This window comes from Pseudomonas sp. 05N434, from assembly GCF_056396965.1.
This window is the reverse complement of the sequence record NZ_JBFTMK010000970.1, coordinates 1-844: the sequence shown is the minus strand read 5'-3', so window position 1 is coordinate 844 and position 844 is coordinate 1. Positions and strand designations below refer to the sequence as shown.

1 protein-coding gene is annotated in these 844 nt (G+C 57.0%); it reads left to right on the top strand.

Annotated elements, in window-relative coordinates; all coding sequences use genetic code 11:
- Positions 1–844 (top strand): AI-2E family transporter (locus tag AC1DLB_RS31120; RefSeq protein WP_477786420.1); only part of this gene is annotated, 844 nt, incomplete at both ends.

Genomic DNA, 844 nt, shown 5'->3' with positions numbered 1-844 from the left:
CAACCTGACGGCCCTGTGCACCTTGAGTCTATGTGTGCTGATTGCGATCCTGCCGGTAATCATCATCAGTACCTTGCTGGTTCAGGAGGGTGCGGCGCTTTATGGCCGAATCGAAAGCGGCGAACTGGACATTGCCGGGCATGTGTCGCAGTTCAAACACAGCTTGCCGCCGTACTTTCAGCACTTGCTCGATCGTTTCGGCATGGGTGAACTGAGTGGGCTTCGCGAGAAAATCATCAAGAGCATGATGCAAGGCAGTCAGTTTCTGGCGTCCCAGGCGTTCAGTTTTGGCCAGGGGACGTTCGATTTCGTGGTGGGTTTTTTCATCATGCTGTATCTGCTGTTTTTCTTTCTGCGGGACGGGTCTGAACTGGCGCGCAAAGTGCGCGCGGCGATACCGCTGGAAGATAACCAGAAGCGTCGCTTGCAACTCAAATTCAATCGGGTGGTGCGGGCCACGGTGAAGGGCAGTTTGCTGGTGTCGATCACGCAAGGGGCGTTGGGCGGGTTGATTTTCTGGTTTCTGGATATCCCGAGCGTGCTGCTCTGGGCGGTGTTGATGGCATTCCTGTCGCTGTTGCCGGCGGTGGGGGCGGGTATCGTCTGGGTGCCGGTGGCGGCGTATTTCCTGCTCAGCGGTGCGATTTGGCAGGGCACGGTGCTCGCGTTGTTCGGGGTGTTCGTGATCGGGTTGGTGGACAATATCCTGCGACCGATTCTGGTGGGCAAGGACACCAAAATGCCTGACTACCTGATTCTCATCTCGACCCTGGGTGGCCTGGCGATTTTCGGCCTGAACGGTTTTGTCATCGGCCCGTTGATTGCCGCGTTGTTTATGTCGAGC